The 24,412-nt window shown below is 62.7% G+C and carries 20 protein-coding genes; 13 read left to right on the forward strand and 7 right to left on the reverse strand.

Translation table 11 applies throughout. The annotated features are described in order from the left end of the window. Window positions 1-139 precede the first annotated feature (139 nt). Both ABOC32_RS10380 and ABOC32_RS10385 read left to right on the forward strand, forming a co-directional pair. A complete protein-coding gene (locus ABOC32_RS10380; RefSeq protein WP_426810967.1) occupies window positions 140-2,587 on the forward strand; it encodes a TonB-dependent siderophore receptor in 2,448 nt (815 codons plus the stop codon). A gap of 94 nt (window positions 2,588-2,681) precedes the next feature. Continuing rightward, a complete protein-coding gene (locus ABOC32_RS10385; RefSeq protein ID WP_426810968.1) occupies window positions 2,682-3,518 on the forward strand; it encodes a CvfB family protein in 837 nt (278 codons plus the stop codon). 5 nt (window positions 3,519-3,523) lie between these two features. On the opposite strand, the gene ABOC32_RS10390 is transcribed toward ABOC32_RS10385, so the two are convergent. Together ABOC32_RS10390 and ABOC32_RS10395 are read right to left on the reverse strand one after the other, a co-directional pair. Continuing rightward, window positions 3,524-3,904, reverse strand: coding sequence for a hypothetical protein (locus tag ABOC32_RS10390; RefSeq protein WP_019471036.1), 381 nt, complete (start codon window positions 3,902-3,904; stop codon window positions 3,524-3,526). Window positions 3,905-4,093: 189 nt separating this feature from the next. Next, window positions 4,094-5,566 carry a right-handed parallel beta-helix repeat-containing protein gene (locus ABOC32_RS10395; RefSeq protein ID WP_426810969.1) on the reverse strand — a complete coding sequence of 491 codons (1,473 nt, stop codon included), beginning with the start codon at window positions 5,564-5,566 and terminating at the stop codon, window positions 4,094-4,096. Window positions 5,567-5,809: 243 nt separating this feature from the next. Here ABOC32_RS10395 and ABOC32_RS10400 point away from each other — a divergent pair, with 243 nt between their 5' ends. From ABOC32_RS10400 to def, 3 genes are all read left to right on the forward strand, one after another. Beyond that, window positions 5,810-5,989, forward strand: coding sequence for a CsbD family protein (locus ABOC32_RS10400; RefSeq protein WP_003254639.1), 180 nt, complete (start codon window positions 5,810-5,812; stop codon window positions 5,987-5,989). Window positions 5,990-6,207: 218 nt separating this feature from the next. Continuing rightward, complete coding sequence (locus ABOC32_RS10405) at window positions 6,208-7,167, forward strand: YihY/virulence factor BrkB family protein (RefSeq protein WP_234228719.1); 960 nt, start codon at window positions 6,208-6,210, stop codon at window positions 7,165-7,167. Further along, window positions 7,164-7,700: a peptide deformylase gene (def, locus tag ABOC32_RS10410; RefSeq protein WP_426810970.1), complete on the forward strand. Its 537-nt coding sequence runs from the start codon at window positions 7,164-7,166 to the stop codon at window positions 7,698-7,700. Before ABOC32_RS10405 ends, def begins: the two co-directional genes overlap by 4 nt. On the opposite strand, the gene ABOC32_RS10415 is transcribed toward def, so the two are convergent. Continuing rightward, the gene (locus ABOC32_RS10415; protein ID WP_426810971.1) at window positions 7,655-8,023 is read right to left on the reverse strand and encodes a GNAT family N-acetyltransferase; all 369 of its coding nucleotides are present in this window, start codon (window positions 8,021-8,023) and stop codon (window positions 7,655-7,657) included. The genes def and ABOC32_RS10415 overlap by 46 nt on opposite strands. A 357-nt stretch (window positions 8,024-8,380) precedes the next feature. Between ABOC32_RS10415 and ABOC32_RS10420 the strand changes: the two genes are divergently transcribed. From ABOC32_RS10420 to ABOC32_RS10440, 5 genes are all read left to right on the forward strand, one after another. Further along, window positions 8,381-8,638 (forward strand): DUF2790 domain-containing protein, encoded by a 258-nt coding sequence (locus ABOC32_RS10420; protein WP_063427321.1) that lies wholly within the window; start codon window positions 8,381-8,383, stop codon window positions 8,636-8,638. Between the two features lie 216 nt (window positions 8,639-8,854). Then, on the forward strand, window positions 8,855-9,280 hold the full coding sequence (locus tag ABOC32_RS10425) for a YybH family protein (protein ID WP_426810972.1): 426 nt from the start codon (window positions 8,855-8,857) through the stop codon (window positions 9,278-9,280). A gap of 44 nt (window positions 9,281-9,324) precedes the next feature. Continuing rightward, window positions 9,325-9,669 (forward strand): YciI family protein, encoded by a 345-nt coding sequence (locus ABOC32_RS10430; RefSeq protein WP_043201688.1) that lies wholly within the window; start codon window positions 9,325-9,327, stop codon window positions 9,667-9,669. A gap of 20 nt (window positions 9,670-9,689) precedes the next feature. After that, window positions 9,690-10,175 (forward strand): SRPBCC family protein, encoded by a 486-nt coding sequence (locus tag ABOC32_RS10435; protein ID WP_426810973.1) that lies wholly within the window; start codon window positions 9,690-9,692, stop codon window positions 10,173-10,175. After that, window positions 10,175-11,413 (forward strand): RNA polymerase sigma factor, encoded by a 1,239-nt coding sequence (locus ABOC32_RS10440; protein WP_426810974.1) that lies wholly within the window; start codon window positions 10,175-10,177, stop codon window positions 11,411-11,413. Before ABOC32_RS10435 ends, ABOC32_RS10440 begins: the two co-directional genes overlap by 1 nt. A 126-nt stretch (window positions 11,414-11,539) precedes the next feature. On the opposite strand, the gene ABOC32_RS10445 is transcribed toward ABOC32_RS10440, so the two are convergent. Both ABOC32_RS10445 and ABOC32_RS10450 read right to left on the reverse strand, forming a co-directional pair. Then, the gene (locus ABOC32_RS10445) at window positions 11,540-12,010 is read right to left on the reverse strand and encodes a MaoC family dehydratase (RefSeq protein ID WP_016488563.1); all 471 of its coding nucleotides are present in this window, start codon (window positions 12,008-12,010) and stop codon (window positions 11,540-11,542) included. A 34-nt stretch (window positions 12,011-12,044) separates the two neighbouring features. Further along, the gene (locus tag ABOC32_RS10450; protein WP_426810975.1) at window positions 12,045-12,989 is read right to left on the reverse strand and encodes an alpha/beta hydrolase; all 945 of its coding nucleotides are present in this window, start codon (window positions 12,987-12,989) and stop codon (window positions 12,045-12,047) included. Window positions 12,990-13,207: 218 nt separating this feature from the next. Here ABOC32_RS10450 and fadD2 point away from each other — a divergent pair, with 218 nt between their 5' ends. Together fadD2 and fadD1 are read left to right on the forward strand one after the other, a co-directional pair. Continuing rightward, a complete protein-coding gene (fadD2, locus tag ABOC32_RS10455; RefSeq protein ID WP_426810976.1) occupies window positions 13,208-14,896 on the forward strand; it encodes a long-chain-fatty-acid--CoA ligase FadD2 in 1,689 nt (562 codons plus the stop codon). A 503-nt stretch (window positions 14,897-15,399) separates the two neighbouring features. Beyond that, on the forward strand, window positions 15,400-17,097 hold the full coding sequence (gene fadD1 / locus ABOC32_RS10460) for a long-chain-fatty-acid--CoA ligase FadD1 (protein WP_426810977.1): 1,698 nt from the start codon (window positions 15,400-15,402) through the stop codon (window positions 17,095-17,097). Between the two features lie 153 nt (window positions 17,098-17,250). Here fadD1 and ABOC32_RS10465 read toward each other — a convergent pair whose 3' ends face one another. Both ABOC32_RS10465 and ABOC32_RS10470 read right to left on the reverse strand, forming a co-directional pair. After that, the gene (locus tag ABOC32_RS10465) at window positions 17,251-18,558 is read right to left on the reverse strand and encodes an NAD(P)/FAD-dependent oxidoreductase (protein WP_426810978.1); all 1,308 of its coding nucleotides are present in this window, start codon (window positions 18,556-18,558) and stop codon (window positions 17,251-17,253) included. A 24-nt stretch (window positions 18,559-18,582) separates the two neighbouring features. Beyond that, on the reverse strand, window positions 18,583-19,947 hold the full coding sequence (locus ABOC32_RS10470) for a glutamine synthetase family protein (RefSeq protein WP_426810979.1): 1,365 nt from the start codon (window positions 19,945-19,947) through the stop codon (window positions 18,583-18,585). A gap of 550 nt (window positions 19,948-20,497) precedes the next feature. Here ABOC32_RS10470 and hrpA point away from each other — a divergent pair. Beyond that, window positions 20,498-24,403: an ATP-dependent RNA helicase HrpA gene (gene hrpA, locus ABOC32_RS10475; protein ID WP_426810980.1), complete on the forward strand. Its 3,906-nt coding sequence runs from the start codon at window positions 20,498-20,500 to the stop codon at window positions 24,401-24,403. The last annotated feature ends 9 nt before the right edge of the window (window positions 24,404-24,412 follow it).

Genomic DNA, 24,412 nt, shown 5'->3' on the forward strand with positions numbered 1-24,412 from the left:
CAAGCCCGCGAAGGGGCGCAAAGCGCCCCAAATGGCAGCAGATGATTTTTTAAAATATTTCTCGTTTGCATTGTCGGTTTTCCGGTTTCACACGACCCCTCCTGCAAACCGCCACCACAGGCATTTGAAGGAGCCCCCCATGCACCCCCGTGTGACCCGCCACAGCTACCCCAGAAAACCCCTTGTCGTTGCCATGTTCAGTGCCGCCTTGCTGCTGCAGGCTGGGGTAGTTCATCCACTGACCAGCGCCGGGCAGGCCAGTGCCGCCGAAGCCGCTCGCAGCTATGCCATCGCCGCAGGGCCACTGGGTGCAGTGCTCAGCCGCTTTGCCAGTGATGCCGGGGTGGTGTTGTCGTTCGACGCCGAACTGACCCAGGGCAAGCGCAGTCCGGGGTTGCAGGGGACGTACAGCGTTGAACAAGGTTTTGCCCGGTTGCTGGCGGGCAGTGACCTGCAAGTGATGGCTGCGAGCAATGGCAACTACGTGCTGCTGCCTCGCTCGAAGGATGGTGCGCTTGAGCTGGGTGCGACCAGCATCAATGCATCAGGTTTGGGGGCTACGACGGAAGGGACCGGGTCTTATACGACCGGGTCGACCAGTACGGCGACGAAGATGAATTTGTCGATTCGGGAAACGCCGCAGACCATCACCGTCATTACCCGCCAACGCATGGATGACCAGCACCTGGCGAGCATGACCGATGTACTCAACCAGACCCCGGGCATCACCATGTCCCAGGACGGTGGTGAGCGCTTCAATATTTATTCGCGTGGCAGTGCGATCAACACCTACCAGATCGATGGCGTGACCACCACGCAGGAAAACCAGACCCGTAACATGCCCAGCACACTGCTGGACATGGCCCTTTACGACCGCGTCGAGATTATCCGCGGTGCAACCGGTCTGATGACCGGTGCTGGTGACCCAAGCGGCGTGGTCAACCTGATACGCAAGCGCCCCACCCGTGAGTTCAAGTCTCACATCCAGGCAGGCGTAGGCTCGTGGGATTACTACCGCGCCGAAGCTGATGTCTCGGGGCCACTGACCGAAAACGGCAATGTCCGCGGCCGATTCGTTGCCGCAAAACAAGACAACGACACGTTCATGGACTGGTACAGCCAGAAGCGCGACCTAATCTACGGGGTGCTTGAAGCAGACCTGACCGACACCACCGTGGGCCGATTCAGCATCGACCACCAGAAATACCGGGCCGATGGCGCCCCAGGTGTCCCCATCTTGTTCAGCAACGGTCAACCCGCCGATTTCTCGCGCTCGAAGAGTTCCGGCGCGCGCTGGATGTACGATGAAATCGAGACCACCAACTATACCTTTGGCCTTGAGCAGCAACTCGCCAACGACTGGCAACTCAAGATCGCCGCCAACTACATGGACGTTGACCGCGATACCGACTCCGCCTACCTGCGTACCACCACCAACGTGGCGTACATCAACCAGGCTACCGGTGCAGTACCCATCATCCCCGCAAAAGCCAAGGCGACCCAGATGCAAACAGGTGTCGATGTCACGCTTCAGGGCCCGTTCGAGCTGCTGGGACAAAGCCATGAACTGATCGTTGGCTACAACTTCCAGGAATATGAAAACCAGCACGACGAATCCGACGCGCCGTCCACCACGATCGACTACTACAACTGGAACAACGAAATGGCCAGGCCGGCGGACAGCAGCTACGTGCCGTTCCTGGACTACAACGTCTCTTCTCGCCAAAGCGGTTACTACGTGGCCGGGCGTTTCAATGTCACTGACGACCTGCATTTCATTCTGGGCGCGCGGGTCTCGAAGTACAGCTACGACTACAACCTCAGCGTCCTGCCAGCCCGCGCCCCAACCAGCAAGATGCGTGAAAACGGCGTTGTCACACCTTATGCCGGTATCGTTTATGACCTGACGGCAGAGCAGTCGGTATACGCGAGCTACACGGACATCTTCAGGCCGCAATCCTCGGTAGATGTTACCGGCAAGACGCTGGAACCGGTAACCGGGAAAAACTATGAGCTGGGCTGGAAAGGCGAGTTCTACGAGGGCCGCCTGAATGCCAACGTTGCCATTTACAAGATCGAGCGCGACAACCTTGCGGAGGAAGACGGCACCAACACGACACCGGGTGGCGCCCAGGCCTATCGCGCTGTTGACGGTGCAGAAACCAAAGGTATCGACCTGGAGCTGTCCGGCGAAGTGCTGCCAGGCTGGAACATCCAGACCGGTTACAGCCACTCGCGAACCGAGGACTCCGATGGCAACCGCCTGACCACTCAGTTGCCAATGGACACCTTCCGCCTCTGGACCACTTACCGTTTCCAAGGCGACTGGAACAAGTTGACCATCGGCGGTGGTGCAAACTGGAACTCCAGTTCGTCCCTCAACTACGCCCGCCTGGGGACTCGCGTAACGCAAGACGACTACACCGTTGCCAGCCTGATGGCTCGCTACCAGATCAACGACAACCTGACGGCCACGGTGAACGTGAACAACCTGTTCGATGAGAAGTATTACGCGGGCATGGCCGGCAGTTATGGCCACTATGGTGCGCCGCGTAATACCATGCTGAACCTGCGATACGACTTCTGAGGCGCCGCATAGCGAGGGGGCAACCGTCCGGAAGCTTTGACACCACCCCGTCTCTGTCTGGAAAATAGCCCCCTTGTCTTGAGGATCATCGGAAATGGCTCTGCTTGGGCGTTACAACAGTTTGCAAATCGTGAAGCACGTGGACTTCGGTCTGTACCTGGACGGTGGCGCCGATGGCGAGATCCTGCTGCCGGGGCGCTACATCCCGAAAAACGCCGAAACCGAGGTGGATGACTGGCTGAACGTGTTCATCTACCTGGACAGCGAAGACCAGCTGATCGCCACCACCGAGAAGCCCAAGGTGCAGGTGGGTGAGTTCGCCAGCCTCAAGGTCAAGGACATCAACGGTGCCGGTATCTTCCTGGACTGGGGCCTGCCCAAGGACCTGCTGATGCCGTACTCGGAAGAGGCCCGGCAGCTGAAGATCGGCGATTACTGCGTGGTGCACGTCTACCTCGACAAACGCACCCGTCGCATCACCGCCACGTCACGCCTGGACCGTTACCTCGACGTCACCCCGGCCAACTACAAAGTCGGGCAACCGGTCGAGCTGCTGGTGGCCGGCGAAACGCCGATGGGCTTCAAGGCCATCATCAACAACCGCCACTGGGGCCTGATCCACAAGAACGAGGTGTTCAAGTTCCTGCGTTCGGGCATGCATGAGAAGGGCTTCATCAAGGAAGTGCGCCACGACGGCAAGATCGCCCTGAGCCTGCAACCGGTGGGTGCGGCCCTGGCCGACAGCCTGCAAGAGCAGATCATGGCCCGCCTGGAGGCGGAAGGTGGGGTGTTGGGCGTGTGCGACAAGAGCGACCCGGCGCTGATCAGCAAGCTGTTCAACGTCAGCAAGGGCAACTTCAAGAAGGCCATCGGCGCGTTGTTCAAGCAGGGCCTGATCGTCATCCATGACGATCGTATCGAAAAGGCCTGACAGCCTTACGCCTGTACGAAGTTGCGGAAGTCCAGCTGCTCGCCACCCGGACGGGTGTCGCGCAGCAGCGAGTCGCGATCGGCGCTGAGGGCCAGGCTGATGGTGGAGCGGCGCTTGCCGGGCTTGCGCACTTCCATTTGCTCCAGGTGAGCCTTGAGGAAGTTGGTGGGCACCTTCAGGTGCTGCAGCTCATCGCTTTCCGGCGTGTGCAGCAGCAGGTTGACCCAGTCGGCCTGGCCCTTGCCCAGCAGCTTCACGGGCACTTCGAACCACCACAGGTTGCGTTTGTTGTCCAGGATGGCGAACAGGGTGTTGCTGCTGTTCAGCACCGGCTTGGCCAATGCTTCGTTGCGCCGGGCGATGGCGGCGGGTTTGTCGAGTTTCATGCAGGTTCCTGCGGGTTGACGCTATGAAGGCCTGCATTGTGAGGGGTGGCACCGGGCGGGGCAAGGTTTGTAACTTGCGTAGCCTGTGCCGGCCTCTTCGCGGGCTTGCCCGCTCCCACAGGTTTACCACAGGTTTGTAACCGTGCGGTCCCTGTGGGAGCGGGCAAGCCCGCGAAGAGGCCGGTAGCCTTACCGCCGAACCGGCAGGCTCAACTCGGAGGTTGCCCCATCGGCAGTGGTCACCGTCGCAGTAAAGCTACGCAATCCGCCGATGTTCTCCAGCACCTGCGCAAACCGCGCCTGCCCCTGCTTGTCGCTGTTCACCAGCACTTCTCCAAGGTACTGCTGCGCCTCGGTGCCATCCGCCTCGGCATTGCCAAAGAACTCCACCCGCAACAGGCTCGACGCCGGCCCCTGCACGTCACCGCGCAACACATTGCCTTGCAGCGCAATCAGCCGTGGCGCCTGCTGGTTATGGTTGGGCAGCGGCTGGCAAGGCTTGGGCTCGCCTTTGGCGTCGCAGATGATCGCCTGGTCTTTCTTCGGCAAGTCGGCCCCCACCCCGCGCGAACCCACATACAGCGCATGGGCCTGCGCCGGTACGCCAAACACGATGGCGCCGGTGCGTTGGTCAGGCACGCACGAACCGCCCGCTTCGCAGCGGCGGATATCCTGGCTGTTACCCCAGATGCGGTTGCCGCTCAGGCGGGTAGCGGTAGCATCCGGTTCCGGGCGCAGCGCAACGCCGATGCGGTTGCCGTGGATCAGGTTGCCGTCAAGGATATTGCCCTCGCCGGTGACGCTGACGCCGATCGAATTGCCGCTGAAGGTGTTGGCCGCCAGGTAGTTGCGCTTGCCCCAGTTGATCTGCAAGCCGTCGGAGTAGTTTTCGAAGCGGTTGCGCACCACGCTGTTGTCGTTGCCCAGCAGAATCTCGATACCCTGCGAGGGTTCGGGGTTGGCTGCAGTAGAGCGGAACAGGTTGTCGGCCACCAGGTTGAATGCCGCGCCGCGGGTCAGCTCCAGGCCGTCGCCATTGTCGATCAGCTGGTTGCGCAGCACCTTGTTGTTGTTCGTGGTGGTGGCGGTGGGGTTACCCGCGCCGTCGTCACCGGTCAGCATGATGCCCGCGCCGCCTTTGTTGGCGACGATGCGGTTGTCTTCGATCACGTTGCCACTGGCGCGGTTGACCAGGATGCCAATGCAGAAGTTGCGCACCTCAAGGCCGCTAAGGTGCACGCCCTGGGTGTCGCGTAGCACCAGCCCGGGGTTGGTGGTGGTGCGCACGTTGGTGCCGAACTGGCCGGGCAGGGCGCCGGGGCAGGTGCGTACGCCCTGGTCCTTGATGTAGGCCGAACCGTCGATGGCGATGTATTGGCCATCGCGGGCCCAAGGCAGGCCGGTGATGCGCACCGGGCCTTTGATTTCCGGCAGCGCACGGCTGGGGCGGATGACGTAGGGCGGCTTGCCGACGGCGGCAATGTCGATGCTGTAGTGGCCGGGGTTCTGGTTGCTGGTTTCGATGGCCCAGCGCAGCGAGCCGGGCTGGTCGTCATCGGCGTAACGCTCGACACGCAGGGTTTCGGGGTTGGCCGGTGCGGCGGCCAGGGCGGGCAGGGGGAGCAGTGGCAGCAAGGCCACCAGCGCAGGCATCAGACGCATGGGTGCGGGTATCCGGAAAACATTGTTTTTATCGAGTGTCAGCCTGCTCTGGGCGGACGTTTGCGGGGATTCTAGGGCAGCTGTGCCAGCTGCGTAGGTGCGCCGGGGTGATTTGGTGCGGTATTCGCCCGCAGTTTTACCGCTCGGCTTGTGGCTGGAAAATCCGTTGAAACTCCCGGCGAGGGTGGTGGGTCCACTTTCTGTCGACACGGTTCACGTGTCTCCATTTGCAGGAGTTTTGCCATGAGCGGTACTAAAGACAAAGCGAAAGGTCTGGCCAACGAAGCAATCGGCAACGTGAAACAGGGTGTTGGCAAGGTGACCGACAACGACAAACTGCGGGCCGAAGGCAAGGCGCAAGAGCTGAAGGGCGAGGCGCAGCAGATCAAGGGTAATGTGAAGGATGCCGTGAAGAAGCCTTGATTTGAGCTCGCCTGTTCTGGCCTCTTCGCGGGTGAACCCGCTCCCACAGTTTTCTCTCCAATCTTCCGATTGGTGCGGTCCCTGTGGGAGCGGGCTTGCCCGCGAAGGGGCCATTACAGGCATACACAATTTTTGATGCATTGGCCGGGAGCAGCACAGCAACGGTATGGTCTATTAGACTTGTCTGTTGAATCGATCGAGCGGCGAAAGGAGACGCTATGATTTTTCCCGCCCTGCAGGGCCTGCCCTTGCACCGCGTGCTGGTGCGCACCATCAAGGAATTTCTTGATGACGAGATGTCTACCTATGCCTCCGCGCTGGCTTACCAGGCGTTGTTCTCGCTGTTCCCATTCCTGCTGTTCCTCATTGCCCTGATTGGTTTCCTGCATCTGCCGGACTTCTTCTCCTGGCTGCGTCTGCAATCGGAACTGGTGTTGCCACCCCAGGCGCTGGAGCAGGTGAACCCGGTGATCGACCAGTTGCAGCAGTCCAAGGGCGGGCTGTTGTCGGTGGGTATCGTGATTGCCTTGTGGACCGCGTCGGCCGGCGTGCGCCTGATGATGAGCGCAATGAACGCCGCTTACGACGTGCCGGAAGGCCGCCCGGTATGGAAGCGCATTCCGCTGTCCATTTTCTACACCGTCGGGTTGGCCGGCATGCTGCTGGCAGCCGCGGCACTGATGGTGCTGGGCCCCCAGGTGATGGAATGGATCGCCGCCCAGATCGGCATGCAGGAGTTCATCGTCACACTGTGGACCATCCTGCGCTGGCCGGTGATCATCATGCTGCTGATGGTGGCGGTGGCCCTGATCTACTACGTGATGCCTGACGTGAAGCAGAAGTTTCGCTTCATCACCCCAGGTTCGGTGCTGGCGGTGGTGGTGTGGATCGTGGCGTCACTGGGTTTTGCCTACTACGTGAAAACCTTTGCCGACTACAACGCCATGTACGGCAGCATTGGTGCAATCATCGTGCTGTTGCTGTATTTCTATATTTCCGCTGCCGTGTTGCTGCTGGGCGCGGAGATGAATGCGGTGATCGAGCACATGTCGAGCGAGGGCAAGAACCCTGGCGAGAAGGATTTCGAAGGGCACAAGGCCCCGGAAACCATCACCGTGCTGGGCCATGAACACCCACAACCGAGCCAGCACCAACCTTCCGAGCCGAACCCCAGATGATCCGTGACATTCTGAAGATGGGCGACGAGCGCCTGCTGCGCATCGCCCCGCCAGTGCCCGAGCACATGCTCGGCACTGCCGAACTGCAGCAACTGATCGACGACATGTTCGAAACCATGCGCCATGTGGGTGGCGTAGGCCTGGCCGCGCCTCAGATTGGCATCGACCTGCAGTTGGTGATTTTCGGTTTCGAGCGCAGCGAGCGCTACCCGGATGCCGAGGCGGTGCCGCAGACCATTTTGATCAACCCGGTCATCACGCCGACGTCTACTGAAGTGGAGGACGGCTGGGAAGGTTGCCTGTCGGTGCCCGGCCTGCGGGGTGTGGTGCCACGCTTCAAGCATATCTGCTACGAAGGGGTCGACCCCCGGGGTAACCCAATCAACCGCTTTGCCGACGGCTTCCATGCGCGGGTGGTGCAGCACGAGTGCGACCACCTGATCGGCCGGCTGTACCCGTCGCGTATCCAGGACTTTGCCAAGTTCGGCTACACCGAGGTGCTGTTCCCCGGGCTCGAGGTCAGCGACGACTGACCCCGCTGCAGGGCTACCAGGCGTTTGCTGCGCTGGTAGCGCTGCAGGCGGCTGGCCAGGGTTTCGGGCAGTTGCCCGGCCATGTGGAAACCCAGGCGCTCATAGAACGGCACCAGGTCCGGGTGGCAGAACAGCCAGGTCGGTCCCTTTGCCTGTTCCAGTGCCGCCTCGATCAATTGCCCGGCCACCCCTTGGCCGCGCTGTTGCGGCTCGACGAACAGTCCCGTCAACCATAAGCCTTCACCCACCGCACTCAGGCTCAAGCCTGCAACGATGCCCGGGGCCCTTGCCACCCATAGTTCAGCGTCGCCCGCAGCACGCATGCGCGAGCCGTGCTGGCGGTAAAAGTGGTCCAGTAGCCGGCGTTCTGTGGCCGAAAGTGTCGAGCAGTGAAGATTTTTTAATGAGATGGCGGGTCCTGCCCTGAAAGCTGGCCAAAGGCTCTGGCGTGAGGTTTTTCGGCCAATTTGACGCAGATTGTTGCAAATACGGCAAGGGTGAATATCCAACTTCAGGGTTCAACTATTGCCGACCGGGAGTAGAATTTTACTCATCCCCCCTGGCAGTACGAAGCGGGATCGGTACTTCGTGCCATCTTCACCGTAGATGGCAACTTCTCCGCGCCATTGACGGCATTAGAAGTCAATCGATCAGCTTGAATGCTCAAAAGGCAAACCCACATGAAACCATTACTGATTCTTGCATTGGTCGGTATGTCCTCGTTCGCCCTTGCCGACGAGGCCCAACCTGTCTCCAGCCAGCCTGTGGCCCAGCAGTACGACTACACCATGAACCTGGACATCAAACGGGTGATCAACCTCTCGACCATCCCCAATGTCTGCGAAGTGGTGCCTGCGACCATGACCTACGAAGACCACCAGGGCCAGGTGCACACCATCCAGTACCGGGCCATGGGTGAGGGTTGTCAGCAGGGCTGATCATAGCGTTGTCGCTGATGGCCCTATCGCCGGCAAGCCAGCTCCCACAGGATTGCGCTGCATTTGATGCCTGTGCAGGCCTTGTGGGAGCTGGCTTGCCGGCGATAGGGCCATCAGCATTCAAAAAAATATCGAGCCTTGTCGATTTCTCCGCTCTCCGTTCGACCATAGGTGAAGGCACCACCGTGCCCCCATGACCTGTCGGAGGAACCCCCGATGAGCACCGCAGCCGAAACCGAGATCCGCCAACTGATCGAGCGCTGGATGCAGGCCGTGCGCGATCGCGACATCCCCAACATCACCGCCCCCTATGCCGATGACATCGTCGCCTTCGATGCCATCCAGGCCCTGCAATTCAAAGGCAAGGCCGCCTACACGGCGCACTGGGAAATGTGCATGGGCATGTGCACCGGCCCCATGGTCTTCGAACTGGCCGAACTTACCGTACATGCCGCTGACGACCTGGCCCTGGCCCACTGGCTGAACCGCTGCGGCCCGGGCGACGACGAAAGCCAGTGCGGCTTCATGCGGGCCACCGTGGGCTATCGTCGTCAAGGGGGCCAGTGGCAGGTGATCCACGAGCACTGGTCGGCGCCCTTCGACATGGAAACGCAAAAAGCCCTGTTCGATCTCAAGCCCTGAGCCGTTATCGCCAAACGCACTTTGCCGCTGCCCTGGAGGCGACCATGAAATACCTGTGCCTGGTCTATTGTGACGAGGGGCTGCTGCACAGCCTGCCCGACAGCCCGGAAGACGCCGAATGCATGGCCTATGCCGAAGCCATACAGGGCTCGGGGCGAATGTTGGCGGCCGAGGCGCTCAAGCCCGTGCAGACCGCCACCACGGTGCGCGTGCGTAACGGGCACATGAGCCTGACCGACGGCCCGTTCGCCGAAACCAAGGAGCAACTTGCCGGCTTTTACCTGGTGGAGGCCCGAGACCTGAACGAAGCACTGAACATCGCCAAGGGCATCCCGGCGGCACGGGTCGGCAGTGTCGAGGTGCGACCGGTGCGCGAACTGCAACCCTGACCGCTACGGAGAACAACAACATGAGCCTGGCACCCCCTGCACAAGCGCAACACGAATTGACCATCAGCCGCCTGATCGACGCACCACCGGCCAAAGTGTTTCGTGCCTGGACCGAGCCCCAATGGTTGATGCAGTGGTGGGGGCCGCACGGCATGACTACTCCGGAGTGCGAAATGCAGCTGTGGGCCGGCGGCCTGTTCCGCACCCTGATGCGGGCGCCGGATGGCAGCGAATACCCGAATCAGGGCGTTTTCCTGGAAATCGCCGCGCCACGGCGGTTGGTCTTCACCGATGCCTTCGGACCTGGCTGGGTGCCCTCGAACAAGGCCTTCATGACCGCCGTGATCAGCTTTGACGAAGAGCAGGGCAAAACCCGCTATACCGCCCGTGCCTGGCACTGGAATGCCGCTGACTGCCGGGCCCATGAGGAAATGGGCTTCTACCAGGGCTGGGGAGAAAGCCTGGACCGCCTGGTGGAGGTGGTGACCCAGCGGATGCCCGACTGATGACGGCACTGGCGCAGGTGAGCGCCGAAGTCGAGGCGGTGTACCGGCGGGAGTCGCGACGCATCCTGGCGACGTTGATCCGCCTGCTGGGTGATTTCGACCTGGCCGAGGAGGCCATGCATGATGCCTTCTTCATCGCCGTCGAACGCTGGCAACGCGATGGCATCCCCGATAACCCACGGGCGTGGCTGGTGTCCACCGGGCGCTTCAAGGCCATTGATGCGCTGCGCCGACGCGCCCGTTTCGACCGCTCCCAGGCAGACCTGAGCATGCTGCTCGACGGCCAGGCACAGGACCCCAGCGAAGAAGAGCTGCTGGCGGACGACCGCTTGCGGCTGATCTTCACCTGCTGCCACCCGGCACTGTCAGCCGATGCCCAGGTGCCGCTGACCCTGCGCGAAGTCTGCGACCTGACCACCGAGCAGATCGCCCGCGCTTTCCTGCAAACCCCGGCCACCATCGCCCAGCGCATTGTCCGCGCCAAAGCCAAGATCCGCGATGCCGGCATCCCGTACCAGGTGCCGGAACTGAACGAGCTTCCCGAGCGCCTGGAGAGCGTGTTGCGGGTGATCTACCTGGTGTTCAACGAGGGCTACTCGGCGTCCTCGGGCGAAACACTGCTGCAGCAGGAACTGAGCGATGAAGCCATTCGCCTCGCGCGGCTGCTGGTGCAATTGTTGCCTGATGCGGAGGCGATCGGCCTGCTGGCCTTGATGCTGTTGCAGGCATCCCGGCAGCAGGCGCGAACCGACGCCCAGGGCAACCTGGTGGTGCTGGAACAGCAGGACCGCAGCTTGTGGGACCGGCAACGCATTGACGAGGGCTGCGAGCTGGTGCGCCAGGCCCTGCAAAGCCGAGCGTTTGGGGCGTATAGCGTGCAGGCGGCGATTGCTGCGGTGCATGCTGAAGCGGCCACGGCAGAAGAGACTGACTGGGCGGAGATTGTCGGGCTGTATGACGTGTTGCAGCGGCATTGGCCGTCAGCCGTGGTGGAGCTGAACCGGGCGGTGGCGCTGGCGAAGCGGGACGGGCCGGAAGTTGGCCTGCGGGAGATTGAAGGGGTTCTGGCGCGGGGTGAACTGCTGGACTATCACCTGGCGCATGCGGCGCGGGCCGAGCTGCATTATCAGCTGGGGCAGGTGGAGGAAGCGCGTGCGGCGTGGCGGCAGGCGCTGGCGCTGACCCGGCAGGCGCCGGAGCGCAGGCATATCGAGCGGCGGTTACAGGCTCTTGAATAATGGTGGCTGTACCGGCCTCTTCGCGGGTAAACCCGCTCCCACAGGTACCGCACAGTGTTCAAATCTGTGGTGATCCTGTGGGAGCGGGTTTTCCCGCGAAGAGGCCAGTGCGGTCTACATCAATCTTCAGCTAGCCACGAAATTCGGCGGCGACACCAGCTCGACTGTCTGCTGCTTGCGCGGCGCCAGGATCTCGGCCTCACCCTGCACCACCAGCTCATCGTTCTGGTTGTACACATTGGTGGCGATGCGCACCTTGAATTTGGGCAGCTTCTCGAGGATTTCCAGGCGCACGGTCAGGGTGTCGCCAATTTTCACCGGCTTCTGGAAGCTCATCTGCTGGCCCAGGTAGATGGTGCCGGGGCCAGGCAGGGTGCAGGCCACTGCAGCACTGATCAGCGCGCCGCTGAACATGCCATGGGCAATACGCTCGCGGAACATGCTCTTGGCGGCAAACTCGGCATCCAGGTGAACCGGGTTGTGGTCACCGGACATCGCAGCAAACAGCTGGATGTCGCGTTCTTCAACGGACTTCTTGTACTCGGCCGTCTGGCCAACTTCGAGGGCTTCGTAAGGCGTGTTGGTGACCTGGGACATCGGTGCTTCCTTAAGCGTTGGGCGAGGGCGGCTATCATTCACTGCGCACGGGGCGGCCAAGGGCCAGCGCCTGTTCAAGCCAGCCGAGAATATCGGCGGTGACCTCGTCACGGTTGGTTTCGTTGAGTAATTCGTGCCGCGCCTCAGGATAGACGCGCAGCTGTACATGTCGATTGCCGGTCGCGCGCAGAGCGTCGGCCAGATGGGTGAGACGCTTGCCGGCACTGACCGGATCACATTCACCACCGATTACCAGCATGGGCAGGTTCGGATCGATCTGCGCGAGGTTACTCGGCTGGCTGATTTGCGCCAAGCCTTGCAGCAGGTCGAGCCACAGCTGGTTGCTGCAGCGAAAGCCGCATAACGGGTCGTTGACGTACAGGTCGACCTCGGCCGGGTCGCGGCTGAGCCAGTCGAACGCCGTGCGGTTGGGCTTGAAGGCTTTGTTGAACGAACCGAACGACAACCATTCGATCAGCGCACTCTTGCCCTGCGGCCCCTGGCGCCAGGCCTCCAGCCGGGCAATCAGCCGCGCCACGCGGTACAGCGCCGCCGGTTGGTAGTTGGAGCCGCTGAGAATCGCCCCGTGCAGGCTGGCGCTGTGGTGCAGCAGGTAAGCCTGGGCGATGTAGCTGCCCATGCTGTGGCCGAACAGAAACAACGGTGTGCCCGGGTACTGCTGGCCGATGTGCTGGGCCAGCAGCCCAAGGTCGTTGACGACGGCATTCCAGCCATGATGGCGGGCGAACAGGCCGAGGCTGCCCAGCTCGGCGGTGCGCCCGTGGCCGCGCAGGTCGGCAGCGAACAGGGCAAAGCCGGCCTCGCTCAGGGCATGCCCCAGGCGCTGGTAGCGCCCGGCATGCTCGGCCATGCCATGGGCCAGCAGCACCACGGCCTTTACCGGTTTGGCCGGCAGCCATTGGTGCACGTGCAGGCTGCAGTGCTCGCTGGCGGGTAGCCAGAAGGCGTCGTGGGGCATGGCGGGTCCTTGTGCGCGCGGGTACCCGAACAGTGTATGCACAACCGGCCGGATTGCAGGAAGGGCACAAATAAGATTCACAATGTTAATGGCGGCACTTGGCGTATATGCCGTCTTGGGCTTACCTGCTAACGTCGGATCAACGCCTTTTCGCCAGCAGGCGATCAGGTAAAGGACTAAAGGACGCAGTGCAGGTCCAGGCAGAGGAACAATAATAAATGCAAGCCGACTTCTGGAATGACAAGCGCCCGGCGGGCGTGCCTTCCACCATCGACATCAATGCCTACGCCTCGGTCGTCGAGGTGTTCGAACGCTCCTGCAAGCGCTTTGCCGACCGCCCGGCGTTCAGCAACCTGGGCGTGACCCTGACCTACGCGGAGCTGGAGCGCCACTCGGCCGCCTTCGCCGCCTGGTTGCAACAGCACACCGACCTCAAGCCGGGCGACCGCATCGCGGTGCAGATGCCCAACGTGCTGCAATACCCGATTGCCGTATTTGGTGCCATGCGCGCCGGCCTGATCGTGGTCAACACCAACCCGCTGTACACCGAGCGCGAAATGCGCCACCAGTTCAAGGACAGTGGCGCACGGGCGCTGGTGTACCTGAACATGTTCGGCAAGCGTGTGCAGGAGGTGCTGCCCGATACCGGCATCGAGTACCTGATCGAGGCGAAGATGGGCGACCTGTTGCCCGCCGCCAAGGGCTGGCTGATCAACACGGTGGTCGACAAGCTGAAGAAGATGGTACCGGCCTACCAGCTGCCCCAGGCGATAGCGTTCAAGCAGGTGCTGCGCCAGGGCCGCGAGCAGTCGCCCAAACCGGTGCCGTTGAGCCTGGACGACATTGCCGTGCTGCAGTACACCGGCGGTACCACTGGCCTGGCCAAGGGCGCCATGCTCACCCACGGCAACCTGGTGGCCAACATGTTGCAGGTGCTGGCCTGCTTCTCGCAGCACGGCCCCGACGGGCAGAAGCTGCTCAAGGACGGCCAGGAGGTGATGATCGCGCCGCTGCCGCTGTACCACATCTATGCCTTTACCGCGAACTGCATGTGCATGATGGTCACCGGCAACCACAACGTCCTGATCACCAACCCACGGGACATCTCCGGCTTCATCAAGGAGCTGGGCAAGTGGCGTTTCTCCGCGCTGTTGGGGCTGAACACCCTGTTTGTCGCGCTGATGGACCATCCCGGTTTCCGTCAGCTGGATTTCTCGGCGCTGAAGGTCACCAACTCCGGCGGCACGGCGCTGGTCAAGGCCACCGCCGAACGCTGGGAGGCGCTGACCGGGTGCCGCATTGTCGAAGGCTACGGCCTGACAGAAACCTCGCCGGTGGCCAGCACCAACCCCTATGGCCAGCTGGCGCGCCTGGGTACGGTGGGCATCCCGGTGGCGGGTACCGCGTTCAAGGTAATCGACGATGACGGTAACGAGATGCCGCTGGGCGAGCGGGGCGAGTTGTGCATCAAGGGCCCGCAAGTAATGAAGGGCTACTGGCAGCAGCCAGAGGCCACGGCCCAGGCCCTGGATGCGGACGGCTGGTTCAAGACCGGCGATATCGCGGTGATCGACCCGGACGGCTTCACCCGCATCGTCGACCGCAAGAAGGACATGATCATCGTCTCGGGCTTCAACGTGTACCCCAACGAGATTGAGGATGTGATCATGGGCCACCCCAAGGTCGCCAACTGTGCAGCCATCGGCGTGCCGGACGAGCGCTCCGGCGAGGCGGTGAAGCTGTTCGTGGTGCCGCGTGAGGGCGGGGTTAGCGTGGATGAGCTCAAGGCCTACTGCAAGGCCAACTTCACCGGCTACAAGGTACCCAAGCACATCGTGCTGCGTGAGTCGTTGCCGATGACGCCCGTGGGCAAAATTCTGCGGCGGGAGTTGCGTGACATAGCTTGATGGGTACGGCTTTGGCTTAGTGGAGTTGCTGAGATCGAGCGCCGCCCGCGCGGCGCATCGCGAGCTGCGCTCGCTCCTACGTTTGTTTCGGGCCAATTATTCCTGGGAGATTTGTGCGCGAACGCTTGGCGCATGACGCGATATCGTGTTGTACGAACAAGGCGCTCGCGCGCGTCTATCAAAGGCATTACTGGCCCGAAACAAACGTAGGAGCGAGCGCAGCTCGCGATGCGCCGCGCGGGCGGCGCTCGATCTCCGCAACCCTACAAATCACAAGCCATCTGCGACATTTTGGTTAAAAACTCTAAAAATGACCTGTATTGTTCATTGAGTCATTTTTGTGACTGTAAGGCCTGTTTTGGCCTCTAGGCGACCCCAGGCAAAGCTGTTACTCTCGGCCCGCTTTCAGACGATCCGGTTTGCAACGAACCGCCGTCTCATATCAATAATAAGCGCATCGACGCGCCAATCGAACTTCGCTGTTGCTGAAGGAGTGGGCTTCCATGATCGAAAATTTTTGGAAGGATAAGTACCCAGCCGGGATTACGGCGGAAATCAATCCTGACGAATTCCCCAATATCCAGGCAGTACTCAAGCAATCCTGCCAACGCTTTGCCGACAAACCGGCCTTTAGCAACCTGGGCAAGACTATCACTTATGGCGAGCTGTATGCGCTGTCGGGGGCGTTTGCCGCCTGGCTGCAGCAGCATACCGACCTCAAGCCCGGTGACCGCATTGCCGTGCAACTGCCCAATGTCATGCAATACCCGGTCGCGGTCTTCGGTGCCATGCGCGCCGGGCTGATCGTGGTCAACACCAACCCGCTGTATACCGCGCGGGAGATGGAACACCAGTTCAACGATTCCGGTGCCAAGGCCCTGGTGTGCCTGGCCAACATGGCCCACCTGGCCGAGAAGGTGGTGCCCAAGACCCAGGTCAAACACGTCATCGTCACCGAAGTGGCCGACCTGCTGCCGCCGCTCAAGCGCCTGCTGATCAACAGCGTGATCAAGTACGTGAAGAAGATGGTGCCGGCCTACAACCTGCCGCAGGCCGTGCGCTTCAACGACGCCCTGGCGCTGGGCAAGGGCCAGCCGGTGACCGAGGCCAACCCGCAGGCCAACGACGTGGCCGTGCTGCAGTACACCGGTGGCACCACCGGCGTGGCCAAGGGCGCCATGCTGACCCACCGCAACCTGGTGGCCAACATGCTGCAGTGCCGGGCGCTGATGGGCTCGAACCTGCATGAAGGCTGCGAAATCCTTATCACCCCGCTGCCGCTGTACCACATCTACGCCTTTACCTTCCATTGCATGGCGATGATGCTGATCGGCAACCACAACGTGCTGATCAGCAACCCGCGTGACCTGCCGGCCATGGTCAAGGAACTGGGCAAGTGGAAGTTCAGCGGCTTTGTCGGCCTCAACACCCTGTTCGTTGCCCTGTGCAACAACGAGGCGTTCCGTGCCCTGGACTTCTCGTCGCTGAAAATCACCCTGTCGGGCGGTATGGCCCTGCAACTGAGCGTGGCCGAGCGCTGGAAGGCCGTTACCGGCTGCGCCATCTGCGAAGGCTACGGCATGACCGAAACCAGCCCCGTGGCAGCGGTGAACCCGGCAGAAGCCAACCAGGTGGGTACCATTGGCATTCCGGTGCCATCGACCCTGTGCAAGATCATCGACGACGCCGGCAACGAGCTACCGCTTGGCGAAGTGGGCGAGCTGTGCGTCAAGGGCCCACAGGTGATGAAGGGCTACTGGCAGCGCGAAGACGCCACCGCCGAGATCCTCGACAGCGAAGGCTGGTTGAAGACCGGCGATATCGCCCTGATCCAGGCCGACGGTTACATGCGCATCGTCGACCGCAAGAAGGACATGATCCTGGTCTCGGGCTTCAACGTGTACCCCAACGAGCTGGAAGACGTGCTGGCGGCCCTGCCAGGCGTGCTGCAGTGCGCAGCCATTGGTGTGCCGGACGAGAAGTCGGGTGAAGTGATCAAGGTGTTCATCGTGGTCAAGCCGGGCATGACCGTGACCAAGGAGCAGGTGATGGAGCACATGCGTGCCAACGTTACCGGCTACAAGGTGCCGCGCATGATCGAGTTCCGTGACGCGCTGCCGACCACCAACGTGGGCAAGATCCTGCGCCGCGAATTGCGCGATGAAGAACTGAAGAAGCAAGGCCTGAAGAAGATCGCCTGATCGACCTCCAGGCATGCGCAGGACTTGTAGGAGCAGCCTTGTGCTGCGAAGAGGCCATTACTGGCGAAGAAGATCTTTTGCCTTACTGGCCTCTTCGCAGCACAAGGCTGCTCCTACAGGTATTGCACCGAACCAGAGGGCTGCGCGAATGCTTCAGCGCAGTTTCTCAAGCATCTGGTAGTACCACATCCCTGCCGCCAGCAGCGGATTCCCCAGCAAATCCCCCATCGGCACCCGCACATGCTTGCACTGGGCAAAGGTGTCGAACTTCTCCAGCGTCCCGGTCAAGGCCTCGGCCATGATCTCGCCCATGATGTGGCTGGTGGCAATGCCGTGCCCCGAATAACCCTGGCAGTACCACACGTTGTCCGACAGCTTGCCCAGCTGCGGGATGCGGTTGACCACGATGCCCATGGCGCAGCTCCACTGGAACTCGATGGGCACCCCCTTCAACGCCGGGAAGGTGCGCTCGATGCACGGGCGCAGTTCGCCTTCGATGTCGCGTGAATCCTTGCCCGAGTAGTTGGCGCCGCCGCCGAACAGCAGGCGCTTGTCGGCGGTCAGGCGGTAATAGTCGAGCACGAAGCGGCAGTCGTACACCGCCAGGTCCTGCGGGTTGATCTGCTCGGCCAGCTCACCCAGCGGCGCGGTGGTGACGATGCCGCCCATGGCCGGGAAGATCTTGCCCTTGAGCTGGCGCTTTTCCAGTTTGTGGTACACATCGCCGGCCAGCATCACCTGGCGTGCCTCGATCCGCCCGTGGGCGGTAACCACCGCCGGGCGCGGGCCGTGGACGATGTCCAGCACCTCGGAGTTTTCGAAGATCAGTGCACCCAGGCTGTGGGCCGCGCGGGCCTCACCCAGGCACAGGTTGAGCGGGTGCAGGTGCAGGTTTCGCAGGTTCTTCAACGCGCCCAGGTACAGCGGGCTTTGCAGGTGCTCGGCCACTGCAGCGCGGTCGAGCAATTGCACTTGCTCGCCCATGCCCCGGCGCTGAGCCTCGGCCTCGAATGCGCGCAGCTCGTTCATGTGCGAGGGCTTCATTGCTGCATGCAGGTGGCCGTGCTTGAGGTCGCAGTCGATGCCATAGCGCGCCACGCGCTGTTCGATCACCTGGTGGCCGCGCCAGCGCAGGTGCCAGATGAAATCGTCCACTTCGGCGCCCAGGTGGCTACGCATCTGCGTGCGCATGGCCTCGTCGCCCGACAGGCTGCCGGTGACCTGGCCGCCATTGCGCCCGCTGGCGCCCCAGCCGATGCGGTTGGTTTCGACAATGGCCACCTTCAGGCCACGCTCGGCCAGCTCCACCGCCGTGGCGACGCCGGTGAAGCCGCCACCGATGATGGCCACGTCCACCTTCACCGTGCCCTTGAGTTGCGGGTACTCGGTGTGGTCGTTGAGGGTGGCGCTGTAGTAGGACGGCGCACGTTGCGCCGCGCCTTTGTTCAATGCTGCGTTCATGGGTGTTCCTTGTTATGTAGGGGCTCAGGCCTGGTGCAGGTACCAGCGCCAGTCCTGCTCGCTGACTTCGGCCATGAACTGGCGGTACTCGGCGCGTTTGACCTTCAGGTACACGCCGAGGAAGTCTTCGCCCAATGCTTCGCGGGCCCAATGGGAATGTTGCAGGGCATCGAGGGCGGTCAGCCAGTCGGTGGGCAGGTGTTCGGTGGCCTGGGCATAGCCATTGCCTTCCACCGGTGCGCCCGGGTCCAGCTGTTCGCGTATGCCCCAGTGGCTGGCGGCGAGGATCGCCGCGGCCGCCAGGTAGGGGTTGGCATCGGCACCGCAAATGCGATGCTCCACATGCCGGCTGTTGGCCGGGCCACCTGGCACGCGCAGGCTCACGGTGCGGTTGTCCACGCCCCAGGTCGGCGCCAGCGGTGCATAGCTGTTGGCCTGGAAGCGGCGGAACGAGTTGGCGTTGGGGCAGAACAGCAGCAGCGAGTCGCGCAGGTGGCGCAGCATGCCGGCCACAGCCTGGCGCAGCAGCGGGGTGCCGGCTTTGTCTTCACTGGCGAACAGGTTGTTGCCCACGCTGTCGGCCAGGCTCAAGTGCATGTGCATGCCGGTACCGGCCAGGTTGGCAAACGGCTTGGCCATGAAACAGGCCTGCATGCCGTGGGCATGGGCCACGCCTTTCACCAGGCGCTTGTAGCGAACGGCCTGGTCCATCGCCTGCAGCGCATCGCCATGCTCCAGGGTGATTTCCACCTGGCCGGGGGCGTATTCCGAAATGGCGGTACGCGCCGGAATGCCCTGGGCCTTGCAGGCGGCGTACAGGTCGGCAAGGAACGGTTCGATCTGCTCCAGCTCACGCAGGCCATAAACCTGAGTGGAGCGCGGGCGGCCACCGTCGTTGTCCAGCGCCGGTTGCGGGCGGCCCTGGGCATCGCGTTGCTGGTCGAGCAGGAAGAATTCCAGCTCGCAGGCCATCACCGGGTGGTAGCCGTCGGCTTTCAACGCTTCGATGGTGCGCAGCAGCACATGCCGTGGGTCGGCGATGCTGGCCGGCATGCCCTCGCTCGGGTGCATGCTGACCTGCACGGCAGCGGTGGGCACCCGGCGCCAGGGCAAGCGCACCAGGCTGCCTTCAAGCGGGTAGGCGCGGCAGTCGATGTCGCCCACGTCCCACACCAGGCCCGAGTTTTCCACGTCGTCGCCGTTCAGGGTCAGGCCAAGGATGGTGCTGGGCAGCGGCCGGCCGGTCTGGTAAACGGCCAGCAGTTCATCACGGTGCAGCAGCTTGCCGCGTGGCACGCCGTTGGCGTCGAGGATGAACAGTTCGAACAGCTCGATATCAGGGTTGTCGGCCAGGAAACGGGTAGCCTGCTCTACGGGTGCAAAGTGCATGATTGATTCGCTCACGGGCGCACAGGGCCACCGCACAAGCAGGCGGCCCAGTTGAGTCAAACGGCCAGACGAAGGCCGGGTTTGGTCACAATGGCGTGAGCGAGGTGTCTGGTGGGCGCGCGTGGCGGCAGTGCCACAGGGCCCAGAAGGCGAGGATGATGTGCACCAGCGGATTTTCCCCGGCACGGCTCCGGGCCTTCGGTAGCGAAGGGCGGGACGACGGTGGGGCGATGGGCTGGACGGGAGTCATGCCTTTGATACTCACATGCGGCGTAAGGTTGATTAAAGCAGTGAATGGCAACCTTTACATCGCACCTGGCTAAACATTTGCGCCGCTGCAGATGACCTCTTCGCGGCGGTTCGACGCCTCGATGAACCCGCTCCCACAGGATTGCATCAGGGCTGAATCCGGTGCGGTCCCTGTGGGAGCGGGTTTACCCGCGAAGAGGCCGGCACAGGCAGCAGAGAATCTGCAAATCTGCGACAATCGCCCGACTTTCCGAATGCCGATCATGAAAAAGCAGGCTCACCTGCATCACTAAAAAGCCCCATGACTGACCACGCCATCGACAAACTGCTGCAAAACCTCGACCACGCCATGATCGCCGACCGCCATCGTCTGCGCCGGCAACTGCACGAACTGCGCAAGCGCCCCGACGAGGCGAAGCTGGCGCAGTGGGTGGAGAAGGTCCAGGCCTCCTGCGCCCAGGTCACCGCGCGCCAGCAGAGCGTGCCGACCGTGCGCTACGACGACAACCTGCCGATCGCCGCCAAGCGTGATGAAATCAAGAAAGCCCTGGCCGAAAACCAGGTGCTGGTGATCGCCGGCGAAACCGGTTCGGGCAAGACCACCCAGCTGCCGAAAATCTGTTTGGAGCTGGGCCGTGGCAGCCATGGCCTGATCGCCCACACCCAGCCACGCCGGATCGCCGCACGCAGCGTGGCGGCGCGGGTTGCCGAAGAGCTGGGCACGCCCCTGGGCGGGCTGGTCGGCTACCAGGTGCGTTTCGAAGACCAGAGCGATTCCAATACCCTGGTCAAGCTGATGACCGACGGCATCCTGCTGGCCGAAACCCAGCACGACCGCCTGCTGGAGCGCTACGACACAATCATTGTCGACGAAGCCCACGAACGCAGCCTGAACATCGACTTCCTGCTCGGCTACCTGAAGACCCTGCTGCATCGCCGGCCGGACCTGAAACTGATCATCACCTCGGCGACCATCGACCTGGAGCGCTTCTCCAAGCACTTCGATGACGCGCCAATCATCGAGGTGTCCGGGCGCACCTTCCCGGTGGACACCTGGTACCGCCCGCTGACCAGCGAGCAGGACGAGGAAGGCAACCAGATCGAGGACGACCTCACCGTCGACCAGGCCATCCTCGCCACCCTGGATGAGCTGGCGCACCATGAGCGCAGTGAGGGCAAGGGCCCGGGCGATGTGCTGATCTTTTTGCCGGGCGAGCGGGAAATCCGCGATGCCGCCGAGATCCTGCGCAAGGCGCAACTGCGCCACACCGAGATTTTACCGCTGTACGCGCGCCTGTCGCCGGCCGAGCAGCAGCGCATCTTCCAACCGCACACCGGGCGCCGCGTGGTGCTGGCCACCAACGTTGCCGAAACCTCGCTGACCGTGCCTGGCATCCGCTACGTGATCGACACCGGTACCGCGCGCATCAGCCGCTACAGCTACCGCGCCAAGGTGCAGCGTCTGCCCATCGAGGCGGTGTCGCAAGCCAGTGCCAACCAGCGTAAAGGCCGCTGCGGCCGGGTCGAGCCCGGCATCTGCGTGCGCCTGTACAGCGAAGAGGACTTCAACAGCCGGCCGGCTTTCACCGACCCGGAGATCCTGCGCACCAACCTGGCGGCGGTGATCCTGCAGATGCTGCACCTGCGCCTGGGCGCGATCGATGCCTTCCCGTTCATCGAGCCGCCGGATGGCAAGGCCATCAGCGATGGCTTCAACCTGTTGCAAGAGCTGTCGGCGGTCAACCGCGAAAACCAGCTGACCCCGATCGGCCGCCAACTGGCGCGCCTGCCGGTCGACCCGCGGCTGGGCCGCATGCTGCTCGAAGGCGCGCGCCTGGGCAGCCTGCAGGAAGTGCTGATCGTCACCAGTGCGCTGTCGGTGCAGGACCCGCGTGAACGCCCGCCAGAGCGCCAGCAGGCCGCGGACCAGGCCCACGCACAGTGGAAGGACGTGGACTCCGACTTCGCCGCGCTGGTCAACCTGTGGCGCGGTTTTGAAGAGCAGCGCCAGGCGCTGACGGCCAACCCGCTGCGCAACTGGTGCCGCAAGAACTTCCTGAATTACTTGCGCCTGCGTGAATGGCGCGATGCCCACCGCCAGCTGGCACTGATTTGCCGTGACCTGCAGCTGACGGTAAACAAGGAACCTTCTGACTACCAGAAGATGCACAAGGCAATCCTCAGCGGGCTGCTCAGCCAGATCGGCCAGAAGACCGAGGAGGGCGACTATCAGGGTGCCCGCCAACGGCGCTTCTGGGTGCACCCGTCTTCGGGCCTGGGGCGCAAGCGCCCGCAGTGGGTGATGGCCGCCGAACTGGTCGAAACCACCAAGCTGTACGCACGCATGGTGGCCAAGATTGAACCGGACTGGATCGAACCGCTGGCTGGCCACCTGATCAAGAAGAACCACTTCGAACCGCACTGGGAGAAAAAGCGCGGGCAGGTGGTGGCCTACGAACAGATCACCCTGTACGGCTTGATCCTGGTCGGCCGCCGCCCGGTGCACTTCGGCCCGATCGACCCGGTCACCTCGCGCGAGCTGTTCATCCGCGAAGGCCTGGTGGGTGGCGAAATTCAGTCGCGGGCCAAGTGCCTGACGGCCAACAAGCGCTTGCTCGAAGAACTCGACGAGCTGGAGGCCAAGGCCCGCCGGCGCGACATTCTGGCTGACGAAGAAACGCTGTACGCCTTCTACGAAGCGCGCCTGCCGGCGGAAATCCACCAGACCGCGACCTTCGACAGCTGGTATCGCATGGGCAGCCAGAAAGACGCCAACCTGCTGATCATGCGCGAAGAAGACGTGCTGGCCCGCGAGGCCAGCGAAGTGACCGCAGCGCAGTACCCCGACAGTATGCAGGTGGGCGAGCTGCGCCTGCCGCTGAGCTACCACTTCGAGCCCGGCCACCCACGTGACGGCGTGACGGTGCGGGTGCCGGCGCCGCTGCTGCCAAGCCTGCCAGGCGAGCGTCTGGAATGGCTGGTGCCAGGCCTGCTGGAAGCCAAGTGCGTGGCGCTGGTGCGCAACCTGCCCAAGGCCCTGCGCAAGAACTTCGTGCCGGTGCCGGACTTCGTCAAGGCCTCGCTGGCGCGCATGACCTTCGGCCAAGGCGCGCTGCCGCAGGCCCTGGGCCAGGAGCTGCTGCGCATGACCGGTGCGCGGGTGTCCGATGAGGCCTGGGACGAATCGGTCAAGCTGGTCGAAGGCCACCTGCGGATGAACATCGAAGTGGTCGATGGCCAGGGCAAGTTCCTTGGCGAAGGCCGCGACCTGGCCCAGCTGACTGCACGCTTTGCCGCTGCCAGCCAGGCAGCGCTGGCTGTGCCGCGTGATGCCAAAAGCGAACAGCCGGTGCAGGCCAAGGCCTTCAGCGAAGTGAAACAGACCGCCCAGCAGAAGATAGCCGGCCTGTCGATGACCGTGTACCCGGCGCTGGTTGAAGACAACGGCGCCGTGCGCGAAGGGCGCTTCTCGACCCAGGCCGAAGCCGAGTTCCAGCACCGCCGTGCGTTGCAACGGCTGTTGCTGCAGCAACTGGCCGAGCCGGCCAAGTTCCTGCGCGGCAAGCTGCCGGGGCTGACCGAACTGGGCCTGCTGTACCGTGACATGGGCCGGGTCGAGGCGCTGGTCGAAGACATTCTGCTGGCCAGCCTGGACAGCTGCATCCTCGAAGGCGAACAACCACTGCCGCGTGATGGCGCGGCATTGGCGGGGCTGGCTGAACGCAAGCGCGGCAGCTGGGCCGAGCATGCCGAGCGCCTGGCGCGCCTGACGTTGGAAGTGCTGAAGCTCTGGCATGGCCTGCAGAAGCGCTTCAAGGGCAAGATCGACCTGAGCCAGGCGGTGGCGCTGAACGACATCAAGCAGCAGCTAGGCAACCTGGTGTACCCGGGCTTTGTGCGCGAAACCCCCGGGGCCTGGTTCAAGGAGCTGCCGCGTTACCTCAAGGCGGTGGAACTGCGCCTGGAGAAGCTGGGTTCGCAAGTACAGAAGGACCGTGTCTGGTCCGGTGAACTGGCCAACCTGTGGGCGCAGTACAAGGCCCGTGCCGACAAGCATGCCCAGGAGGGCAAGCGTGATGAGCAACTGGCTTTGTACCGTTGGTGGCTGGAGGAATATCGGGTGTCGTTGTTTGCCCAGCAGCTGGGGACCAAGGTGCCGATTTCCGACAAAAGATTGAGCAAGCAGTGGAGCCAGGTGGAAGGCTAAACTGCTTCA

It is taken from the genome of Pseudomonas sp. WOUb67 (genome assembly GCF_050058005.1).
In the GTDB taxonomy this organism is placed as follows: domain Bacteria; phylum Pseudomonadota; class Gammaproteobacteria; order Pseudomonadales; family Pseudomonadaceae; genus Aquipseudomonas; species Aquipseudomonas putida_R.